Raw genomic sequence first — 16912 nt, forward strand, 5'->3', positions numbered from 1 at the left:
TAAGCAACAGGCGTGCCATCAGCCCACGGGCAGCGCTGGCCCCCTGATCAGATTGCCGGGGGTCTGGGGGCAGAGCCCCCAGGGGAAGCACGCAAGGCGAACCCGCCAACGGCACGGAACCACCAACGGAACCGACGCGCCAACGCAAAAGGAACCTTTGACATACACATACCCCCCTAGGGTATAAAAGCAGGGCGAGCCCACCGCACCCCCGGCCTGACAACCCGGCCGAGCGGTGGCCGGAGAAGGAGCGAGACATGCCCGGCTACACCCCGCAAAAAGCCGCCCACCTGCGCCGCCTCAGCAGAATCGAGGGCCAGGTCCGCGGCCTGCGACGGATGATCGAGGACGACGAGTACTGCATCGACGTCCTCACCCAGATCTCCGCCGCCACCAGGGCGTTGCAGGCGGTCTCACTGGGGCTGCTCGACGAGCACCTCAAGCACTGCGTGAGCCAGGCCATCACCGAGGGCGGCACCGAAGCCGACGCGAAGATCGCGGAAGCCAGTGACGCCATCGCCCGCCTGGTCCGCTCCTAACCCGCGAGGAGAAGACCCATGACCGAGTCCGTCCACACCGTCACCGGCATGACCTGCGGCCACTGCGCCTCCAGCGTCACCGAGGAGATCACGAAACTGGACGGCGTGACCGACGTGGCGGTGGACCTGCCCACCGGTGCGGTCACGATCACCAGCACCACCCCCGTTCCGCTCCCCGCCCTGCGCGCCGCCGTCACCGAGGCCGGCTACGAGCTGGTGAGCTGACCATGAGGACGGGACACAAGGTCGCGCTCTACGCCACCGCACTCGCCGTGGTCTTCGGCGGCACCTGGGCGGCGGGAGCAGCCGCGGGACCGCCGGAAACACCGGCGCCCCAACAGGAAGCGCACGGCGGCCACGCGAAGGAACCCGAAGCCCATGTCCCACCAGGACTGTCCGTCTCGGACAAGGGCTACACGTTGCGACTCAAGCAAGACCAGCCGCTCGCGTTCCAGATCGAGGGCCCGGACGGCAAGCCCGTCACCGCCTTCGACGTGGAGCACGAGAAGCGCCTGCACCTCATCGCGGTCAGGCGGGACGGCGCGCACTTCCAGCACGTCCACCCGCAGATGGCCCAGGACGGCACCTGGCAGATCCCCCTTCGACTGCCCGAAGCCGGCAGCTACCGGATCTTCGCCGACTTCAAGCCGGCCAACGGCCCGAAGCTGACGCTGGGCACCGACCTGCACCAGGCAGGAGACCTCCGCCCGAAGACCTACGCGAACAGCAGCACGTTCGAGACAGACGGCTACGAGGTGACCCTCGACGGCGACCTGACGGCGGGCAAGTCGTCGACCGTCACCGCGACGGTCACCAAGGACGGCAAGCCGGTCACCGACCTGCAGGACTACCTGGGCGCCAAGGGCCACCTGGTCGCCCTGCGCGCCGACGACCTGGCCTACCTGCACGTGCACCCCGAAGAGGGCGACCAGGTCAAGTTCGCGGTGGAGGTCCCGACGGCCGGGAAGTACCGGTTGTTCCTCGACTTCCAGCACGGCGACCAGGTCCGCACCGCGGAGTTCACGCTCACGACGCACGAGGAGGGCGGTCATGGCCACTGACACCATCGAGATCTCGATCGGCGGCATGACCTGCGCGTCCTGCGCCGCGCGGATCGAGCGCAAGCTCAACAAGCTGGACGGCGTCGAGGCCTCGGTCAACTACGCGACCGAGAAGGCGAAGGTCACGTTCCCCGGCACGCTGACGCCCGCGGACCTGGTGAAGGTCGTCGAGGACACCGGCTACACCGCAGCACTGCCCACCGCCGCACCGGAGACCGCGCCCGACGACCCGATGAGGACGCTGCGGCAGCGGTTGATCACCTCCACGGTCCTGTCGGTGCCGGTCGTCGTGCTCGCGATGGTCCCCGCGCTCCAGTTCACGTACTGGCAGTGGCTGTCGCTGGCGCTCGCCGGACCGGTCGTCACCTACGCCGCGTGGCCGTTCCACAAGGCGGCGTGGACGAACCTCCGCCACGGCGCCGCCACGATGGACACGCTGATCTCGATCGGTGTGGGGGCGGCGTTCCTGTGGTCGCTGTACGCGCTGTTCCTCGGCACCGCCGGCACGCCGGGCATGACGCACGGGTTCACGTTCACCATCGAGCGGACGGCCGGGACCGGCAACGTCTACCTCGAGGTCGCGGCGGGTGTGACGACGTTCATCCTGGCCGGGCGGTACTTCGAGGCGCGGTCCAAGCGGCGGGCCGGGGCGGCGCTGACGGCGCTGCTGGAGCTCGGCGCCAAGGACGTCGCGGTCCTGCGGGACGGCCGCGAGGTCAGGATCCCGGTGGAACGGCTCGCGGTCGGTGACCGGTTCGTCGTGCGGCCCGGGGAGAGGATCGCGGCGGACGGCGTCGTCGAGGAGGGTGCCTCCGCGGTCGACGCGAGCACGCTCACCGGCGAGTCGGTGCCGGTCGAGGTGCGGCCGGGTGACGGCGTGGCCGGCGCGACGGTCAACGCGGGCGGGCGGCTCGTCGTGCGGGCCACGCGGGTCGGGTCGGACACGCAGCTCGCGCAGATGGCGCGACTGGTCGAGGAGGCGCAGAACGGCAAGGCCGAGGCGCAGCGCCTCGCGGACCGGATCTCGGCGGTGTTCGTGCCGATCGTGATCGCGCTCGCCGTCGGCACGCTGGGCTTCTGGCTCGGCACCGGTGGCGGGGTGGGGGCCGCGTTCACCGCCGCGGTGGCGGTGCTGATCATCGCCTGCCCGTGCGCGCTCGGCCTCGCGACGCCGACCGCGTTGCTGGTCGGCACCGGGCGGGGCGCCCAGCTCGGCATCCTGATCAAGGGGCCGGAGGTGCTGGAGTCCACGCGCCGCGTCGACACCGTCGTGCTCGACAAGACCGGCACGGTGACGACCGGACGGATGAGCCTGGTGAGCGCGCACACCGCCGAGGGTGAGGACGAGGACGAGGTCCTCGAGCTCGCGGCGGCGCTGGAGAACGCGTCCGAGCACCCCATCGCGAGGGCGATCGTCCAGGCGGCCGGCGAACTCCCCGAGGTCGAGGACTTCCAGAACGTCGAGGGCCTCGGCGTGCAGGGTGTGGTGAACGGCCACGCGGTGCTGGTCGGCCGGCAGAGGTTGCTGACCGACTGGAGCGTCCCGCTCGACGCGGACCTCACCGCGGCCAGGGAGGCGGCCGAGCGGAAGGGCCGCACGGCGGTGCTGGTCGCGTGGGACGGCCAGGCCAGGGGTGTGCTGGTCGTCGCGGACACGGTGAAGCCCACGTCGAAGGAGGCGGTCGAGGGCCTGCGCCGGCTCGGCCTGCGCCCGGTGCTCCTGACCGGCGACAACAGGGCCGCGGCGGAGGCGGTGGCCGCGGAGGTCGGGATCGGCGAGGTGATCGCCGAGGTGCTGCCGGCCGACAAGGTCGACGTCGTGAAGCGGCTGCAGGACGAGGGCCGGGTCGTCGCGATGGTCGGGGACGGCGTGAACGACGCCGCCGCGCTCGCCCAGGCCGACCTCGGTCTCGCGATGGGCACCGGCACGGACGCGGCGATCGAGGCGAGCGACCTCACGCTGGTGCGCGGTGACCTGCGGGCCGCGGTCGACGCGATCCGGCTGGCCCGGCGCACGCTCGGCACGATCAAGGGCAACCTGTTCTGGGCGTTCGCCTACAACGTCGCGGCGCTGCCGCTGGCGGCGCTGGGCCTGCTCAACCCGATGATCGCGGGGGCGGCCATGGCGTTCTCGTCGGTGTTCGTGGTGACGAACAGCCTGCGGCTGCGCGCCTTCCGCTGACAGGGCTCTCACGGACCGGTCCGTAACCTCGGCACATCAGCTTCCCAGCAGCAAGGAGCGGTTGTGCCGAGGTTCGCACTGGTCCTGGCGCTTCTGGTGGCGTTGGGCGCGTGCACGTCGACACCGCCCCCGTCCACCCCGGTGCCCGCGCCGAGCAGCACGCCGCCGCCGGACGAGCAGCAGGTCCACCTCTCGATCGGCGACTCGTACGCCACCGGCTTCGCCCCCGGCGGCAAGAACGAGAGCTTCGCCCAGATCGTCGCGAAGCAGGCCGACCTGAAGCTCGTCAACCTGGCCTGCGACGGCGCCACGTCCGCCGACCTCGCCACCAAACCCGCCTGTGGGCCGGACGCGGGCGGTAAAACGCAGCTCGACGCCGCCGTCGAGGTGCTGCGCGGGAAGAAGACCGCCCTGGTCACGCTGGTGATCGGCGGCAACGACCTGGCGCCGTGCGCGCTGTCGCAGGAACCCCTGGAGTGCGCGACCAGGACCGTCGCCGACATCCAGACCAACGTCGCCGGCACGCTCACCGAGTTGCGTGAGGCCGCGCCGGACGTGCGGATCATCGGGCTGACCTACCCGGACGTGTTCCTCGGCGCGTGGGTGAACCCGTCGTTCCCCAACGGCAAGAACCTCGCCCGGCTGTCGGTCACGATGTTCCAGGACTTCAACACCAGGATCGCGGCCCAGTACGGCCGGTTCGGCGCGAAGTTCGCCGACGTCACCAGCTCGACCGGCGGCTACGGTGCCCTCACCGAGCTGACCCGAGACCCGAAGTACGGCGAGGTCCCGGCCTCCGTGGCCAAGGTGTGCGCGCTCACCTACTTCTGCGACCGCACCGACGTGCACCCGACCCCTGCCGGTCACCAGGCGATCGCGGACGCCGTCACCGCCGCCGGGCGCTGATCACGACGTGCGGACGCTCCCCCTGGTCCTGGTCTCCGCGCTGGCGCTGGCCGCGTGTGCGACGGCGTCACCCGTTCAGGACGCCCCGTCCAACCCCGACCAGCGGCTGTACCTGTCGCTGGGCGACTCCTACGCCACCGGCTTCAGCCCCAACGGCACCACCGAGAGCTTCGCGCGGATCGTCGCCGGGCAGTCCGGGCTCGGTCTCGTCAGCCTCGCCTGCAACGGCGCCACCTCGGCCGACCTGCTCTCCGGGGAGGCCTGCGAGCCGGAGTCGGCAGGCAGGACCCAGGTCGACGAGGCCGTCGACGTGCTGCGCTCCGGCCGGGTCGACCTGGTCACGGTGGTGATCGGCAGCAACGACCTGCTGGAACCGTGCGCGGTCGCCGAGAACCCGGCGGAGTGCGCGGCGGCCGAGGTCACCGCCACCAGGACGAACATCGCCACCGCGCTCACCCGGTTCCGCGAGGTGGCGCCGGACGTGCGGATCGTCGGGCTGGGCTACCCGGACGTGTACCTCGGCGCGTGGGTGGACCCGTCACTGCCGAACGGCGAGAGCCTCGCGCGCACGTCGGTCGCGCTGTACGAGGACTTCAACGCCCAGGTCGCCGCGGAGTACGGGAAGTTCGGCGCGACGTTCGTGGACGTCACCCGCGCGACCGGCGGCTACGACGCCCTCACCGACCTGACCCGCGACCCGCGCTACGGCGAGATCCCGGCCCCCGTGGCCAAGGTCTGCGCGCTCACCTACTTCTGCGAGGAGGCCGACGTGCACCCGACGCCCGCCGGTCACCAGGCGATCGCCGCGGCCGTCGCGGAGGCGGTCGCCGGGACGCGCCGGTGACCCGACACGCGAACCAAAGCGTGGTTTTCCTCGTATTACCCGAAAGACCCTGTTGATCAGCTCGCGCACCTGGGAAGCTCTGGAACCGTTGCCGCAACGAGGAAGAGTGCTTGATGACCGTGCTCCCGCACACCACTGACGCCCTGCACCGGATCAGCGACGCCGTCGACGGCTTCCTGCGCGGGGAGAGGGAGCTGAACCTCAGCGACCCGTCCGCGCACATGATGGTCGGCGGGCGGCTGCACGCGCTCGGCGTGCAGATCCACGCCGGCGTGCTCGCGGGACTCCCGGAGGAGGACATCGCGGCGATCGTGCAGCCGGCGCGGTCGGCGTGCGCGCGGTCCCCGTTCATGCGCGACGAGAACGAGTGGGCGCGCGGCTACCCCAGCGACTTCCGGCTCATCGAGCACGTCCTGGCGCAGGCCAACGAGGCGACGCCGGGCACGCTCGCCTGGCACGTCGAGACCCACCTGCAGGGCGTCGCGATCACCCACCAGCTGCGCAACCGCGTCCAGCACCAGACCCGGCTGATCGGCGACACCCTGACCGCGCAGCGCAACGGCCCTCGCTCGGTGCTGCTGATCGCCTCCGGCACCGCCCCGGACCTGCGGCGCATCCCGCCGAACATCGTGCGGCCGGGCGACCGGTTCGTGCTCACCGACGTCGACCCGGACGCCCTGGAGCTCGCCGAGCAGCGCCTCGGGCCGCTGGGCGAGGTCACGACCACGTTCAGCGGCAACGTGTTCCGCGCGATCCCGAAGATCGCCGAGCACGGCCCGTTCGACCTCGTGCTCGTCAACGGCCTCTACGAGTACCTCAACGACCGCGCGGCCGTGCGGCTGACCGAGGCAGTGCTGACCAAGTTGCTGCGGCCGGGCGGCCTGTTCCACTTCTCCAGCCTCACCGGCGGGAACCCGTTCCGCTGGGCGCTCGAGTACCTGATGGAGTGGCAGGTGATCGAGCGGGACGAGGCCGCCGTGCGCGCGCTGCTGCCGGGGTGCGACGTGTCAGTGGGCTTCGACCAGACCGGGCTCGCCCTGCTCGCGCACGTCCGCACCCGGCGTTGACATCCCGCGCGTGAGCAGCCAGAAGGCGAGCACCATCTCGTTGAGCGCCAACGGCACGTAGAGCGCTCCTGCCTGCGTCTGCGTGAGCACGCCGAGCAGGACGAGGACGGCGCCGGCGAGGTAGGGCACCACGGCGGCGAGGGCCCACACCGAGATCCACCTGGGCACCAGCGCCGACCTGAAGAGCAGGACGTTGAGGAGCACCACGCCGGCGCAGAACCAGATCGCGCTGGCGTGGCCCCACAGCTCTTCGACGTGCAGGCGCGCGATCGGCGCGACGGCGGACATCAGGAAGACGACCTCGAGGGTCCTGGCGACGACGTAGCCCAGGGCCATGCCCTCGCCGTGCCGCTTGAGGGCCGGGAACCAAGTCGGCGCGATGAACGCGATGGCCAGTGCCATGACGAACACCATCACGCCTCGGGTCGTGCCCTGGGTGGCCGCGCTGACCACGCCCGAGGCGGTGGCGATGACGAAGAGGGAACCAACAACACGTGCTGTCATAGCGCCGAGGCTGGCCCGTCTCGGTGTGCGTCCGGTGTGCGCGCGGTGTGTGAGAATTCGCCGGTGCGGATCGGTGTGCTCGGTGGTGTCCGCGCCACCACCGACGACGGCGAGCCGGTCGACGTCGGGTCACCCCGCTCGCAGGTCGTGCTGGCGGCCCTCGCGCTGTCCCCCGGCGCACCGGTGCCGGTGCCGCGGCTGATCGACCTGGTGTGGGGCGACACTCCCCCGACCACCGCCCCGAAAGCACTGCAGTGGCACATCGCGCGGCTGCGCAAGTCCCTCGGCGCCGAGGCCATCGCACGGGTAGGCGCCGCCTATCGGCTCGACGTGCCCACCGACGTCGCACAGTTCGTGGAGTGCGTACGAACCGGTGACTTCGCGGGCGCGGTCGCGGTGTGGGGCGTTCCGCTGGCCGGCCTGACGGCGCCCGCGCTGGAGCCGGCCGTCGTCGCGTTGACCGAGGAGTGGCTGGGCGCGGTCGAGAAGGACTGCGCGCGACGGTTAGCGACCGACCCCGGTGCCGTCGTCGGCGAGCTGTCGGCGCTGGTGGCGGAGCACCCGACCCGCGAGGCACTGGCGGCGCTGCTGATGATGGCACTGCACCGGACGAGCCGGCAGGCGGACGCCCTCGCGGTGTACCACCGGACCCGGCGACACCTCGTCGACGAGCTCGGCGTGGAACCGGGGGTCGCACTGCGCGCGGCCGAGCAGGCGGTCCTCGCCCACGCACCGGTCCCCGCTCCGGTGCTGGTCGGCCGGGACGCCCTGCTGGCACAGGTGACGGAGGCGCTGCGGCTGGCCCCGGTCGTGACGCTCGTCGGGCCGGGCGGCATCGGCAAGACCCGCCTGGCCGCGGCACTGGACGGCACCTTCGTGTCGCTGGCCGAGATCACGTCCTCCACGGACGTACCGCAGGCGGTGGCGGACGCTTTGGGAATCGTCGTGCGGCCTGGGGTCTCGGTCGTGCAGGCGGTGGTGGCGGCGCACCCGTCGTTGCTGGTGCTGGACAACTGCGAGCACGTGCTGGAGGGCGCTGCGGCGTTCGTCGCGTCGGTGTGCGGGTCGGTGCGGGTGCTGGCGACCTCGCGGGAACGGCTTTCGGTGGCCGACGAGCGCGTGGTGGTCGTGGAGCCCTTGGACGCGGCGTCTGGCGTCGAGCTGTTCTCGCTTCGTGCGCGCGCCGCGGATCCTTCGTACGTGGGCGATTCCTCGGTGCCGGAACTCTGCCGCCTGCTGGACGGCATCCCGTTGGCGATCGAACTGGCGGCGGCACGGATGCGCAGCCACCGGCCCGCCGAGTTGCTGCCGCGGCTCGACATCGGGGCGCGGCGGACGGGGGCTGCGCGGCACCGCTCCGTGGCCGCGGCGGTGCGGTGGTCGTACGACCTGTTGTCGCCTGGCGAGCAGGAGCTGTTCTGCCGGCTGTCGGTGTTCGTGGCGCCGTTCGACCTGTCGGCGGCCCCGGACTCGCTGCTCGCGGACCTGGTGGAGCGGTCGATGGTGACTGTCTCTGACGGACCGTTCGGGCGGCGGTTCCGGATGCTGGAACCGTTGCGGCAGTTCGCTTCCTCGTTGCTTATGGACCGTGCTGCTGCGATGGCCGCGCACGCGGAGTGGTGTCTGCGGCAGGTTCTCGTCGTCGGTGAGCTGCTGCGTGGGCAGGCCGAGGTCGAGGGGGTGGGGCGGCTGGCGGAGTTGTGGCCGAACCTGCGGGTGGCGGTGCGGTGGGGGCTGGAGAGCGGGGACCTGCGGCTGGTGGAGGCGTTGGTGCGGCCGGTCGTGACCGAGCTGCCGCTGCGGGGGCGGCGGGAGATCGGCGACTGGGCGGAGGCGCTGCTTCTTGCCGTGCGCGCACACCACACACACGACCCAGCCCGGGTACCCCCAAATTCAACAATAGCGACTGGGTCTGACGGTTTCTGGCTGCTGTGGGTGGCCGAGCGCAACGTCCAAAGCTCCCGACCCGCCACCCTCCCGGACACCCCCGACACCCCACTGGCCAGGTACGCCCAGGCCTACGCCTCCGGCAACGCCCAAGCCCTGACAGCCTGCCTCCCCGAAGCAACCGCCTCCACCCCAGAGCCACACCTGAGCGCGTTCCTCAAGCTGATGCCGTCAGGCACCCTCCTGGCAGCCGCCCAGTTCGCCCACGTCGACCGCGAAGTCAAGGACCTGGCAACGCACTACCGCCACCAAGGCCCACCAACGCTCCTGCACTGGGCCCTGCAAACCCTCGGCTACAGCGCGATGTTCCAGGGCCGCAGCCCGGACGCCTTCTTCGACGAGGCCGCCGAAATCGAGCTACCGCCAGGCACGTTGTCCGCCAACAAGACCACCGAGGCACGGCGCGCGTTCCGCAAAGGCGACGTCGACACAGCCTTCGCCGCCTTAAAGGCACACGTCGACGACTTGCTGGACACCGGCAACGTCGTGGCCGCCAGCGTCGTCGCGGTCGAGTTCATCGCGATCACCCGCGACGTGCTGCCCGACGAGGCCAGGCGGGTCCTCGGGTACCTCCAGAACGCCGGCGACTTCGGAGCCATGGCGGCAGCCCGGCTGGTCGACGGGCTCACTGCACAAGAGTCCGGAATGGACGATCGAGAAGCGTTGCGGTACATGCGGTCCGCGCTCAGCGCAGGCCGTGCGCGAGCCGGGTCACGAACGCGGCCAAGCGGTCCGGCGTGAACTTCTCCGGGTCGGTGAGGACCAGGCGGCCGGACATCTCGGCCAGGGCCAGCATCGCGTGGCCGAGCAGGGTGGCGTCGAGGTCGTCGAGGCGGCCCAGTTCCTTCAGGCCCAGGGCGGCCAGGTCCTCGATCTGAGCCAGGACGCCCGCGCGGACGAGTTCGACCTGCGCGCGGAACTCGTGAGGGGTCCCCTCGGGCGGTAGGAGCACGAGGCGCCAGCGGTCCGGGGCCTCGACGACCGCGGTCACGAAGACGCGGACGGCGTCGGCGAAGGCGTCGTCCGGGGAGCGGGTGGCGAAGTCCGTCGGCAGGGCGGCGAGGACCTGTTCGGTGGCGCGGCCCGCCTCGCGTTCGAGCAGGGCGCCGATCAGCTCGGCCCGGTTCGCGAACAGGTCGTAGAGCACAGGCTTGGTGACCTCGGCCTGTTTGGCGACGGACTCCATCGTGACGGTGTCGAAGCCTGCCGGGATGAGGCTCAGCGCGGCGTCGAGCAGCTGCTCGCGGCGCTGCTCGGGCGGCAGGCGGCGGGCGTACTTGCGACGCGTTGTGCTCACCGGACCATATTGCTACGGTGGCGTAGCTTTCACAAAGCTACGGTGCCGTAGCAATTGGCGGAGGTGGTGTGGATGGAGCCGGACAACCTCGTCCTGCAGCCGCGTGACGTGCGGTTCGACTGGTCGACCCTGCCGATGCACTGGGTCCCGGACGAACCGGTCGCCACGCACGTCATGAACGTCCTGCACCTGCTGCTGCCCGAGGGCGAGCGGTGGTTCGTGCGGACGTTCCAGCAGGCCGTGCCACTGATCACCGACGACACCCTGCGCGAGGACGTGCTCGGGTTCATCGGGCAGGAGGCGATGCACGCCGAGGCGCACAGCGAGGTCCTCGACCACCTGCTCGCGAACGGGCTGGACCCGCGGCCGTTCACGCGGCAGATGGAGCACGTGTTCGGGCGGATCCTCGGGCCGCAGCCGGGGCTGACCGCGGCGCAGGCGCGCGAGCAGCTGATCGAACGGGTCGCGATCGTCGCCGCCGTCGAGCACTTCACGGCCTACCTGGGCGACTGGATGCTCAACGCCGACGCGCTCGACCGCGCGGGCATCCACCCCGTGATGCTGGACCTGCTGCGCTGGCACGCGGCCGAGGAGGTCGAGCACCGCAGCGTCGCCTACGACCTGATGTGCCACTTGGACCGCCGGTACGTGCGGCGGGCGCGGACGATGCTGCTGGTCGCGCCGGTGCTGTTCTGGCTGTGGGTGCGCGGCGCGCGGTTCATGGTGCGCGCGGACCGGACCACGAGGACGCGGCTGACCTGGCGCGAGGCGATGCGGGCCGGGCGGCGCGGGCTGCTGCCGAGGTTGTCGGAGATCTTCCGGGCGTTCCTGCGCTACTTCCACCCCGCGTACCACCCGAAGCAGGAGGGGTCGACGGCGCAGGCGATCGCGTACCTCGCCTCCTCCCCCGCCGCCCGCGAGGCGCACTGATGCTCACCGGCCTGACCCGCTTCGGGAACCTCTACGACGCCGCCGTCACCCGGTTCGGCGGCCGCGCGCGGCCCGGTGCCGCACGGGACGCGTTGTGGCTCACCGTCGTCGACCGCGCGCGGGTCGCGGACGGCGTGATCGCTCTCCGGCTCGGCGGTCCCGGGCTGCCCGCCTGGCAGCCCGGCTGCCACGTCGACCTGCACCTGCCGTCCGGGCTGCGGCGGCAGTACTCGCTGTGCGGTGACCCGGCCGACGACACCTACCGGATCGCGGTCCGCGAGGTCGGCGCCGGGTCCCGCGAGGTGCAGGCGCTGCGGGTCGGCGACCGGATCCAGGTTCGGGGGCCGCGCAACGCGTTCCCGTTCGCCGGGATCGGTCCCGTGCTGTTCGTGGCGGGCGGCATCGGGATCACCGCGGTCCTGCCGATGGTGCACGCGGCCGCGCGGGCGGGCCTCGACTGGCGGCTCGTGTACTGCGGGCGCTCGACGGCGGCGATGCCGTTCCTGGAGGAACTGCCGATCGGCCGGGTCGACGTGCGGATCGGCCGCGGCACTCCCCTGCTCGCGGACGCCTCGCCGCACGGCGCGGTGTACTGCTGCGGGCCCGCGTCGATGCTCGCACAGGTGCGCGCCGAGTTCTCCTCGCGCTGGCTGCACTTCGAGCGCTTCAGCCCGCCGCCGATCGTCGGCGGACGCCCGTTCACGGTCGAGCTGCGGCGCAGCGGGGTATCCCTCGACGTGCCGGCCGACCGGTCGGCGCTCGACGTGATCAGGGACTTCCGGCCGGCGGTCGCCTACTCGTGCCGGCAGGGGTTCTGCGGCACGTGCGACGTCGGCGGTGTGCGGATCTGCGTGGACCGGCCCAGCGGTGACCGACTCGTCTTGGAGGAGCTGTGAAGGTGCGTTCCGGGGAGGTCGACCTCGCCGTGCAGGTGCGCGGGACGTCCGGCCCGACAGTGGTGCTGGTGCACGGGTATCCGGACACGCACGAGGTGTGGGACCGCGTGGCAGCCCTGCTGGAGAAGGACTTCCGCGTCGTCACCTACGACGTGCGCGGCGCCGGCGAGTCGACCGCGCCGTCCACAGAGGACGGCTACCGGATCGACCGGCTGGCGGCGGACCTGTTCGCGGTGGTCGACGCGGTCAGCCCGGACGAACCGGTGCACCTGGTCGGCCACGACTGGGGCTCGATCCAGTCCTGGGAGGCCGTGACCACGCCCGGCGCGCGGATCGCCACGTTCACGTCGATCTCCGGGCCGTGCCTCGACCACATGGGCCACTGGTCGCGCAAGCGCCTGTCGCTCGCACACCTTCGGCAGTTCGTCCGCTCCTGGTACATCGGCGCGTTCCACGTGCCGGTGCTCGCGCCGCTGTTCTGGCGGCTCTACCTCGGCCCGCGCTGGGGCGGTGTGCTGCGGCGGCTGGAGGGCGTGCGGGTGACGCCCGCGCGCACGATCACGTCGGACGCGGTGCGCGGGATCTCGTTGTACCGGGCCAACATCCGGCGGATCATGCGCTCGCCCCGGCAGCGCTTCGCGCCGATGCCGGTGCAGGTGGTCCAGCCGCTGGACGACCGCTACATCCGCACCGAACCCCTCGACCTCGAACGCTGGGTGCCGTCGCTCACCCGCCGCAGGCTCGCCGCCGGGCACTGGGCGCCGCTCAGCCACCCGGCGCAGGTGGCGCGGATGATCAGCGAGTTCGTCACGGGCACGGTACCCCGGCGCGAGCTCGTCGTCGTCACCGGTGCCGGCAGCGGCATCGGCAAGGCGACCGCGGTGGCCTTCGCGAAGACGGGCGCGAAGGTCGTGGTGTCCGATGTGGACTTCCCCGCCGCGGAGGAGACCGCCGAACTGGTGGGCGGACACGCCTACGAGGTCGACGTGCGCTCCGAGGACGCGGTGCGGGCCTGGGCGAGGCAGGTCGCGGACGAGCACGGCGTGCCCGACGTGGTCGTGAACAACGCCGGGATCGGCCACTCCGGGTCGTTCCTGTCGACCTCGACCGAGCAGTGGCGGCGGGTGCTCGACGTCAACCTGTGGGGCGTCGTGCACGGCTGCCGGGCGTTCGGCGAGCTGATGGTGGAGCGCGGCGAGGGCGGGCACGTCGTGAACCTGTCCTCGGCGGCGGCCTACCTGCCGTCGAAGATCCTGTCCGCGTACGCGACCAGCAAGGCCGCGGTGTTCATGCTCTCGGACTGCCTGCGGGCCGAGCTCGCGCCGCACGCCATCGGGGTCAGCGCCGTCTGTCCCGGGATCGTGAACACGAACATCACCGCCACCACGACGTTCTCCGGGGTGAGCGGTGAGGAGGAGCGCCGCAAGCAGGACCGGGCGTCACGGCTCTACGCGCGGCGCGGGTTCGGGCCGGAGGGCGTGGCCAGGGAGATCGTCCGGGCGGTGCGGCGCAACAGGCCGGTCGTGCCGGTGACGGCCGAGGCCAAGGCGGCCCGGCTGGCGAGCCGGGCGGCACCGGGGTTGCTGCGGGCGTTCGCGAAGCTGGACGTGGGCTAGAAAACCGGGAGGGCAGCCCGAGAAAGGCCGCCCTCCCGCACGATCACACCTCGGTCAGCTCGCCACCGAACGCGGCGGCCAGCCGCAGCCACGGCACGGCTTCCTCGGCCCGGCCCTGCCGCTCCAGCGTGCGGCCGAGCAGCAGGTGCGCGTAGTGCTCCACCGGGTCGCGCTCCACGATCACGCGGAGCCGCGCCTCGGCCCTGCCCAGCTGCGCCGAGTGGTAGTAGGCGCGCGCCAGCAGCAGGAAGAGGTCCGTCTGGAACGGCACCTCGTCGGCGACCTCGGCCAGCACCTCGGCGGCCCGGATGTAGTCGCCCGAGGTGAACAGCAGCTGCCCGCGCTCCCACTTGTCGGCGGGGGTCTCCACGTGGCCGGGGTCGAACAGGTGCCGGACCGTCACCCAGCGATCTGCCGCCACCTCACCATTCGGCTGGTAGGCGTTGAACATCGTGCTGTCGTGCACGGAGAACTCGTTCATCGGAGAACCTCCCTTCCGCTCGCTTGCAACGTCGCGGGCGGACAGGTATTCCCGTCACGGTTCGACGCGGTGCGAACCAAGGGAAAGCGCGTCGAACGAGTGCTCCTCCCACAGCAGCCGCGACCGCTCCTCCGGGTACGGCACCACCTCGTCCTCCACGTCGAACACCCGCGTCGGACGGCCGGCCCCGTAGGCGGGCCAGCCCGGGTCGCCGGTGGCGGCGAACCCCGTCCACGCCGCCCGCATCCGGGCGGACACCTGCTCCACGACCGGGGTGATCTCCCCGAGCACTGCGGCCGACCCGCCCCGGTCGAGGTTGCCGAACACCAGCGGCACGTCGAGCCCGTGGCACGCCTGGAAGGTCTCGGTCGGCTCGAACGCCACCACGCCGACGTGCGCCCGGCCGCCCGCCGCCACCTGGGCCTCCGCGAGGTGCAGCGACGGCATCCGGAACAGCCAGTCCGAGAGCACCAGCTCGAACAGCTCCTCCGCCGGCAGGTCCGGGTAGGCGAGACCGGGCGCGAACACCTCCAGCGCCGTGGCGGCCTGCTCCGGCGTCACCGTGCCCACCAGGCCGTCCAGCACGGACAACAGGCGCTGCTCGTGCCGCGTGTGCGCGACGAGCAGCTCGACGTCCCTGGCCGCGCCGGCCCGCACCGCCTGCCACGGCGTCACCGGCAGCACGTCCCCGTCGACCACCGGCGCGAAGGGGATCCGCTTGTGCGCCGCCTGACCCCAGCGCGTGAACTGCCGCATCTTCATCATGGCCTCGTCCCCCGCGACCGTCAGCAGCCCGGGGTCCACAGTGGACAGGTCGGCGGCGGTCGGGCGCAGGCCCAGCTCCGCGGCGCACACCGCGGCGATGTCGGCGGCCAGCGGGGGCGCGAAGAACACGGACGGCACGCTGCTCGCGATCGCGCGCCCGAACAACCCGGCCGCCCGTGGCATCGCGAGCAACGCCGCCACCGACCCGGCCCCCGCGGACTGCCCGAAGACCGTCACGCGGTCCGGGTTCCCGCCGAACGCGGCGATGTTGTCGCGCACCCACTCCAGTGCCGCGACCTGGTCCAGCAACCCGCGGTTGGCCGGGGTGCCCTCGAGGAGCCCGAACCCCTCGATGCCCACGCGGTAGTTGAACGTCACCACGACGGCACCTCCGGAGGCGAGCCGCGCCCCGTCGTAGTCGGGCAGCCCGGACATGCCCACCGCGTAACCGCCGCCCTGGATCCACACCAGCACGGGCAGGCCGCCGCGCACGTCGGGCGACCAGACGTTGACCGTCAGCCACTCGTCCCCGGCGGCGCCGATGCCGTCCATGCCGAACACCGCGGCCTGCGGGGGCGGCGGCCCGAACTCCACCGCGTCCCGCACGCCGTCCCACTCCCGCACCGGTTGCGGCGCGGCGAACCGCGCGGACCCCACCGGCGGTGCCGCGAACGGGATGCCGCGGAACACCGCCAGCCCCTGCTCGGTGATGCCGCGAACCGTTCCGCCGGTGACTCGAACCTCGACCATGGCGGCATCGTCGGCGCACCTCGCGTGCGAAAGCCAGGGATTTACCGCTCAGCGGACCGGGGCGCTCACGCGGTGACGACGACCTTCGCCCGCGCGTGCTCCGCCTCGACGTGCCGGATCGCGGCGGGCGCGTCGGTCAGCGGGTAGGTCCGCTCGATCACCGGCACGAGCTTCCCGGCCTCGGCCAGGTCGCGCAGCGCGCCCAGGTTCTCCTTGCTGGGCTTGGCCTCCAGCACCACGAGCCGCTGCCGGGTGAACCGCGCGAGGAGCCGGGCCTGGAAGATCAGCCGGTACGGCCCGAGCAGCACACCGCCGGTGAAGCTGCCGCCGCCGGAGAGCACCAGCGTGCCGTCCGGGGTGAGCACCGACCGCAGCTCGCTCATCGACCTGTTCCCCACCAGGTCGAACACGACGTCGTAGCGCTGCCCGGACCGGGTGAAGTCGGTGGTGCGGTAGTCGACGACGTGGTCGGCGCCGACCGACCGGACCTGGTCGACGTTGCGGGTGCTGCACACCCCGGTGACGACCGCCTTGCGCGCCTTGGCGATCTGCACGGCCAGCAGCCCCACGCCGCCGGACGCACCGTTGATCAGCACCTTCTGCCCGGCCTGCAGCTCCCGCAGCCCCATCCACGCCGTGTTGCCCGCCATCGGCAGCGTCGCCGCCTGCTCGAACGAGAGCGTGGACGGCTTGTGCTGCACCAGGTCCGCGCGCACCCGGACGTACTCGGCGAAGGACCCCTCGACCTCGCCGAACACCTCGTCCCCGACCTGCACCATGCCGCCCACACCCGGCCCGGTCTCCTCGACCACGCCCGCGAAGTCCATCCCCCGGATCCGCGCCTTCGGGCCCTTCCACCCCAGGACCAGCCGCGCGAAGTACGGGTCGCCGCGCATGATGTGCCAGTCGGCGGCGTTCACCGACGACGCCCGCACCCGCACCAGCACCTCGCCGGGACCGGGCACCGGCCGGTCGACCTCCCGCAGTTCCAACACGTCCGCCGAGCCGTACCTGTCCTGGACGATCGCCTTCATCGCGGCCTCCCTCGCTTGCGGGAGAAGGTAAGCGGCGACGACCACCCGGCACATCAGGGACGGTCCCTAGGGAGCCCACCCATCTCGCGCCGC

General features: G+C 72.0%; 16 protein-coding genes. 11 read left to right on the forward strand and 5 right to left on the reverse strand.

The window, feature by feature from the left end:
- Positions 1–257 precede the first annotated feature (257 nt).
- From ABZX02_RS10110 to ABZX02_RS10140, 7 genes are all read left to right on the forward strand, one after another.
- Positions 258–539, forward strand: a complete 282-nt coding sequence (locus tag ABZX02_RS10110; protein WP_355296745.1) for a metal-sensitive transcriptional regulator — start codon at positions 258–260, stop codon at positions 537–539.
- A gap of 18 nt (positions 540–557) precedes the next feature.
- Positions 558–764, forward strand: a complete 207-nt coding sequence (locus tag ABZX02_RS10115; protein ID WP_355296747.1) for a heavy-metal-associated domain-containing protein — start codon at positions 558–560, stop codon at positions 762–764.
- Between the two features lie 2 nt (positions 765–766).
- Positions 767–1600 (forward strand): hypothetical protein, encoded by an 834-nt coding sequence (locus ABZX02_RS10120; RefSeq protein WP_355296749.1) that lies wholly within the window; start codon positions 767–769, stop codon positions 1598–1600.
- Positions 1590–3782 (forward strand): heavy metal translocating P-type ATPase, encoded by a 2193-nt coding sequence (locus ABZX02_RS10125; RefSeq protein ID WP_355296751.1) that lies wholly within the window; start codon positions 1590–1592, stop codon positions 3780–3782. The genes ABZX02_RS10120 and ABZX02_RS10125 overlap by 11 nt, the downstream gene beginning before the upstream one ends.
- A gap of 63 nt (positions 3783–3845) precedes the next feature.
- Positions 3846–4688, forward strand: coding sequence for a GDSL-type esterase/lipase family protein (locus ABZX02_RS10130; protein ID WP_355296753.1), 843 nt, complete (start codon positions 3846–3848; stop codon positions 4686–4688).
- A gap of 7 nt (positions 4689–4695) precedes the next feature.
- Positions 4696–5532 carry a GDSL-type esterase/lipase family protein gene (locus ABZX02_RS10135; protein ID WP_355296754.1) on the forward strand — a complete coding sequence of 279 codons (837 nt, stop codon included), beginning with the start codon at positions 4696–4698 and terminating at the stop codon, positions 5530–5532.
- Between the two features lie 113 nt (positions 5533–5645).
- Positions 5646–6599 carry a class I SAM-dependent methyltransferase gene (locus ABZX02_RS10140; protein ID WP_355296756.1) on the forward strand — a complete coding sequence of 318 codons (954 nt, stop codon included), beginning with the start codon at positions 5646–5648 and terminating at the stop codon, positions 6597–6599.
- On the opposite strand, the gene ABZX02_RS10145 is transcribed toward ABZX02_RS10140, so the two are convergent.
- A complete protein-coding gene (locus ABZX02_RS10145) occupies positions 6540–7103 on the reverse strand; it encodes a DUF4386 domain-containing protein (RefSeq protein WP_355296758.1) in 564 nt (187 codons plus the stop codon). The genes ABZX02_RS10140 and ABZX02_RS10145 overlap by 60 nt on opposite strands.
- A gap of 63 nt (positions 7104–7166) precedes the next feature.
- Here ABZX02_RS10145 and ABZX02_RS10150 point away from each other — a divergent pair, with 63 nt between their 5' ends.
- Positions 7167–9791: a BTAD domain-containing putative transcriptional regulator gene (locus tag ABZX02_RS10150; protein WP_355296759.1), complete on the forward strand. Its 2625-nt coding sequence runs from the start codon at positions 7167–7169 to the stop codon at positions 9789–9791.
- On the opposite strand, the gene ABZX02_RS10155 is transcribed toward ABZX02_RS10150, so the two are convergent.
- Positions 9736–10347 (reverse strand): TetR/AcrR family transcriptional regulator, encoded by a 612-nt coding sequence (locus tag ABZX02_RS10155; protein WP_355296761.1) that lies wholly within the window; start codon positions 10345–10347, stop codon positions 9736–9738. The two genes, ABZX02_RS10150 and ABZX02_RS10155, sit on opposite strands and share 56 nt — an antisense overlap.
- Before the next feature lie 72 nt (positions 10348–10419).
- On the opposite strand from ABZX02_RS10155, the gene ABZX02_RS10160 reads away from it, so the two are divergent.
- The 3 genes from ABZX02_RS10160 to ABZX02_RS10170 are packed head-to-tail and all read left to right on the forward strand — an operon-like array spanning position 10420 to position 13789.
- On the forward strand, positions 10420–11277 hold the full coding sequence (locus ABZX02_RS10160) for a metal-dependent hydrolase (protein WP_355296763.1): 858 nt from the start codon (positions 10420–10422) through the stop codon (positions 11275–11277).
- Entirely contained in the window at positions 11277–12173 is an 897-nt protein-coding gene (locus ABZX02_RS10165; RefSeq protein ID WP_355296764.1) for a PDR/VanB family oxidoreductase, read from the forward strand. Before ABZX02_RS10160 ends, ABZX02_RS10165 begins: the two co-directional genes overlap by 1 nt.
- 2 nt (positions 12174–12175) lie before the next feature.
- Positions 12176–13789: an SDR family oxidoreductase gene (locus ABZX02_RS10170; RefSeq protein WP_355296766.1), complete on the forward strand. Its 1614-nt coding sequence runs from the start codon at positions 12176–12178 to the stop codon at positions 13787–13789.
- A 43-nt stretch (positions 13790–13832) separates the two neighbouring features.
- Here ABZX02_RS10170 and ABZX02_RS10175 read toward each other — a convergent pair whose 3' ends face one another.
- From ABZX02_RS10175 to ABZX02_RS10185, 3 genes are all read right to left on the reverse strand, one after another.
- Entirely contained in the window at positions 13833–14270 is a 438-nt protein-coding gene (locus ABZX02_RS10175) for a tetratricopeptide repeat protein (RefSeq protein ID WP_355296768.1), read from the reverse strand.
- A 54-nt stretch (positions 14271–14324) separates the two neighbouring features.
- Positions 14325–15785 carry a carboxylesterase family protein gene (locus ABZX02_RS10180; protein WP_355296769.1) on the reverse strand — a complete coding sequence of 487 codons (1461 nt, stop codon included), beginning with the start codon at positions 15783–15785 and terminating at the stop codon, positions 14325–14327.
- A 65-nt stretch (positions 15786–15850) separates the two neighbouring features.
- On the reverse strand, positions 15851–16819 hold the full coding sequence (locus ABZX02_RS10185) for an NAD(P)-dependent alcohol dehydrogenase (RefSeq protein ID WP_355296771.1): 969 nt from the start codon (positions 16817–16819) through the stop codon (positions 15851–15853).
- Positions 16820–16912: the final 93 nt, after the last annotated feature.

It is taken from the genome of Lentzea sp. NPDC003310, from assembly GCF_040610935.1.
In the GTDB taxonomy this organism is placed as follows: Bacteria; Actinomycetota; Actinomycetes; order Mycobacteriales; family Pseudonocardiaceae; genus Lentzea.

What these genes read in the sequence shown, in the direction of transcription:
- ABZX02_RS10165 (WP_355296764.1), top strand. Translation starts at nt 11,277, where the DNA reads ATGCTCACCGGCCTGACCCGCTTCGGGAACCTCTACGACGCCGCCGTC.
- ABZX02_RS10120 (WP_355296749.1), top strand. Translation starts at nt 767, where the DNA reads ATGAGGACGGGACACAAGGTCGCGCTCTACGCCACCGCACTCGCCGTG.
- ABZX02_RS10110 (WP_355296745.1), top strand. Translation starts at nt 258, where the DNA reads ATGCCCGGCTACACCCCGCAAAAAGCCGCCCACCTGCGCCGCCTCAGC.
- ABZX02_RS10175 (WP_355296768.1), bottom strand. Translation starts at nt 14,270, where the DNA reads ATGAACGAGTTCTCCGTGCACGACAGCACGATGTTCAACGCCTACCAG.
- ABZX02_RS10125 (WP_355296751.1), top strand. Translation starts at nt 1,590, where the DNA reads ATGGCCACTGACACCATCGAGATCTCGATCGGCGGCATGACCTGCGCG.
- ABZX02_RS10185 (WP_355296771.1), bottom strand. Translation starts at nt 16,819, where the DNA reads ATGAAGGCGATCGTCCAGGACAGGTACGGCTCGGCGGACGTGTTGGAA.
- ABZX02_RS10115 (WP_355296747.1), top strand. Translation starts at nt 558, where the DNA reads ATGACCGAGTCCGTCCACACCGTCACCGGCATGACCTGCGGCCACTGC.
- ABZX02_RS10145 (WP_355296758.1), bottom strand. Translation starts at nt 7,103, where the DNA reads ATGACAGCACGTGTTGTTGGTTCCCTCTTCGTCATCGCCACCGCCTCG.
- ABZX02_RS10180 (WP_355296769.1), bottom strand. Translation starts at nt 15,785, where the DNA reads ATGGTCGAGGTTCGAGTCACCGGCGGAACGGTTCGCGGCATCACCGAG.
- ABZX02_RS10140 (WP_355296756.1), top strand. Translation starts at nt 5,646, where the DNA reads ATGACCGTGCTCCCGCACACCACTGACGCCCTGCACCGGATCAGCGAC.
- ABZX02_RS10160 (WP_355296763.1), top strand. Translation starts at nt 10,420, where the DNA reads ATGGAGCCGGACAACCTCGTCCTGCAGCCGCGTGACGTGCGGTTCGAC.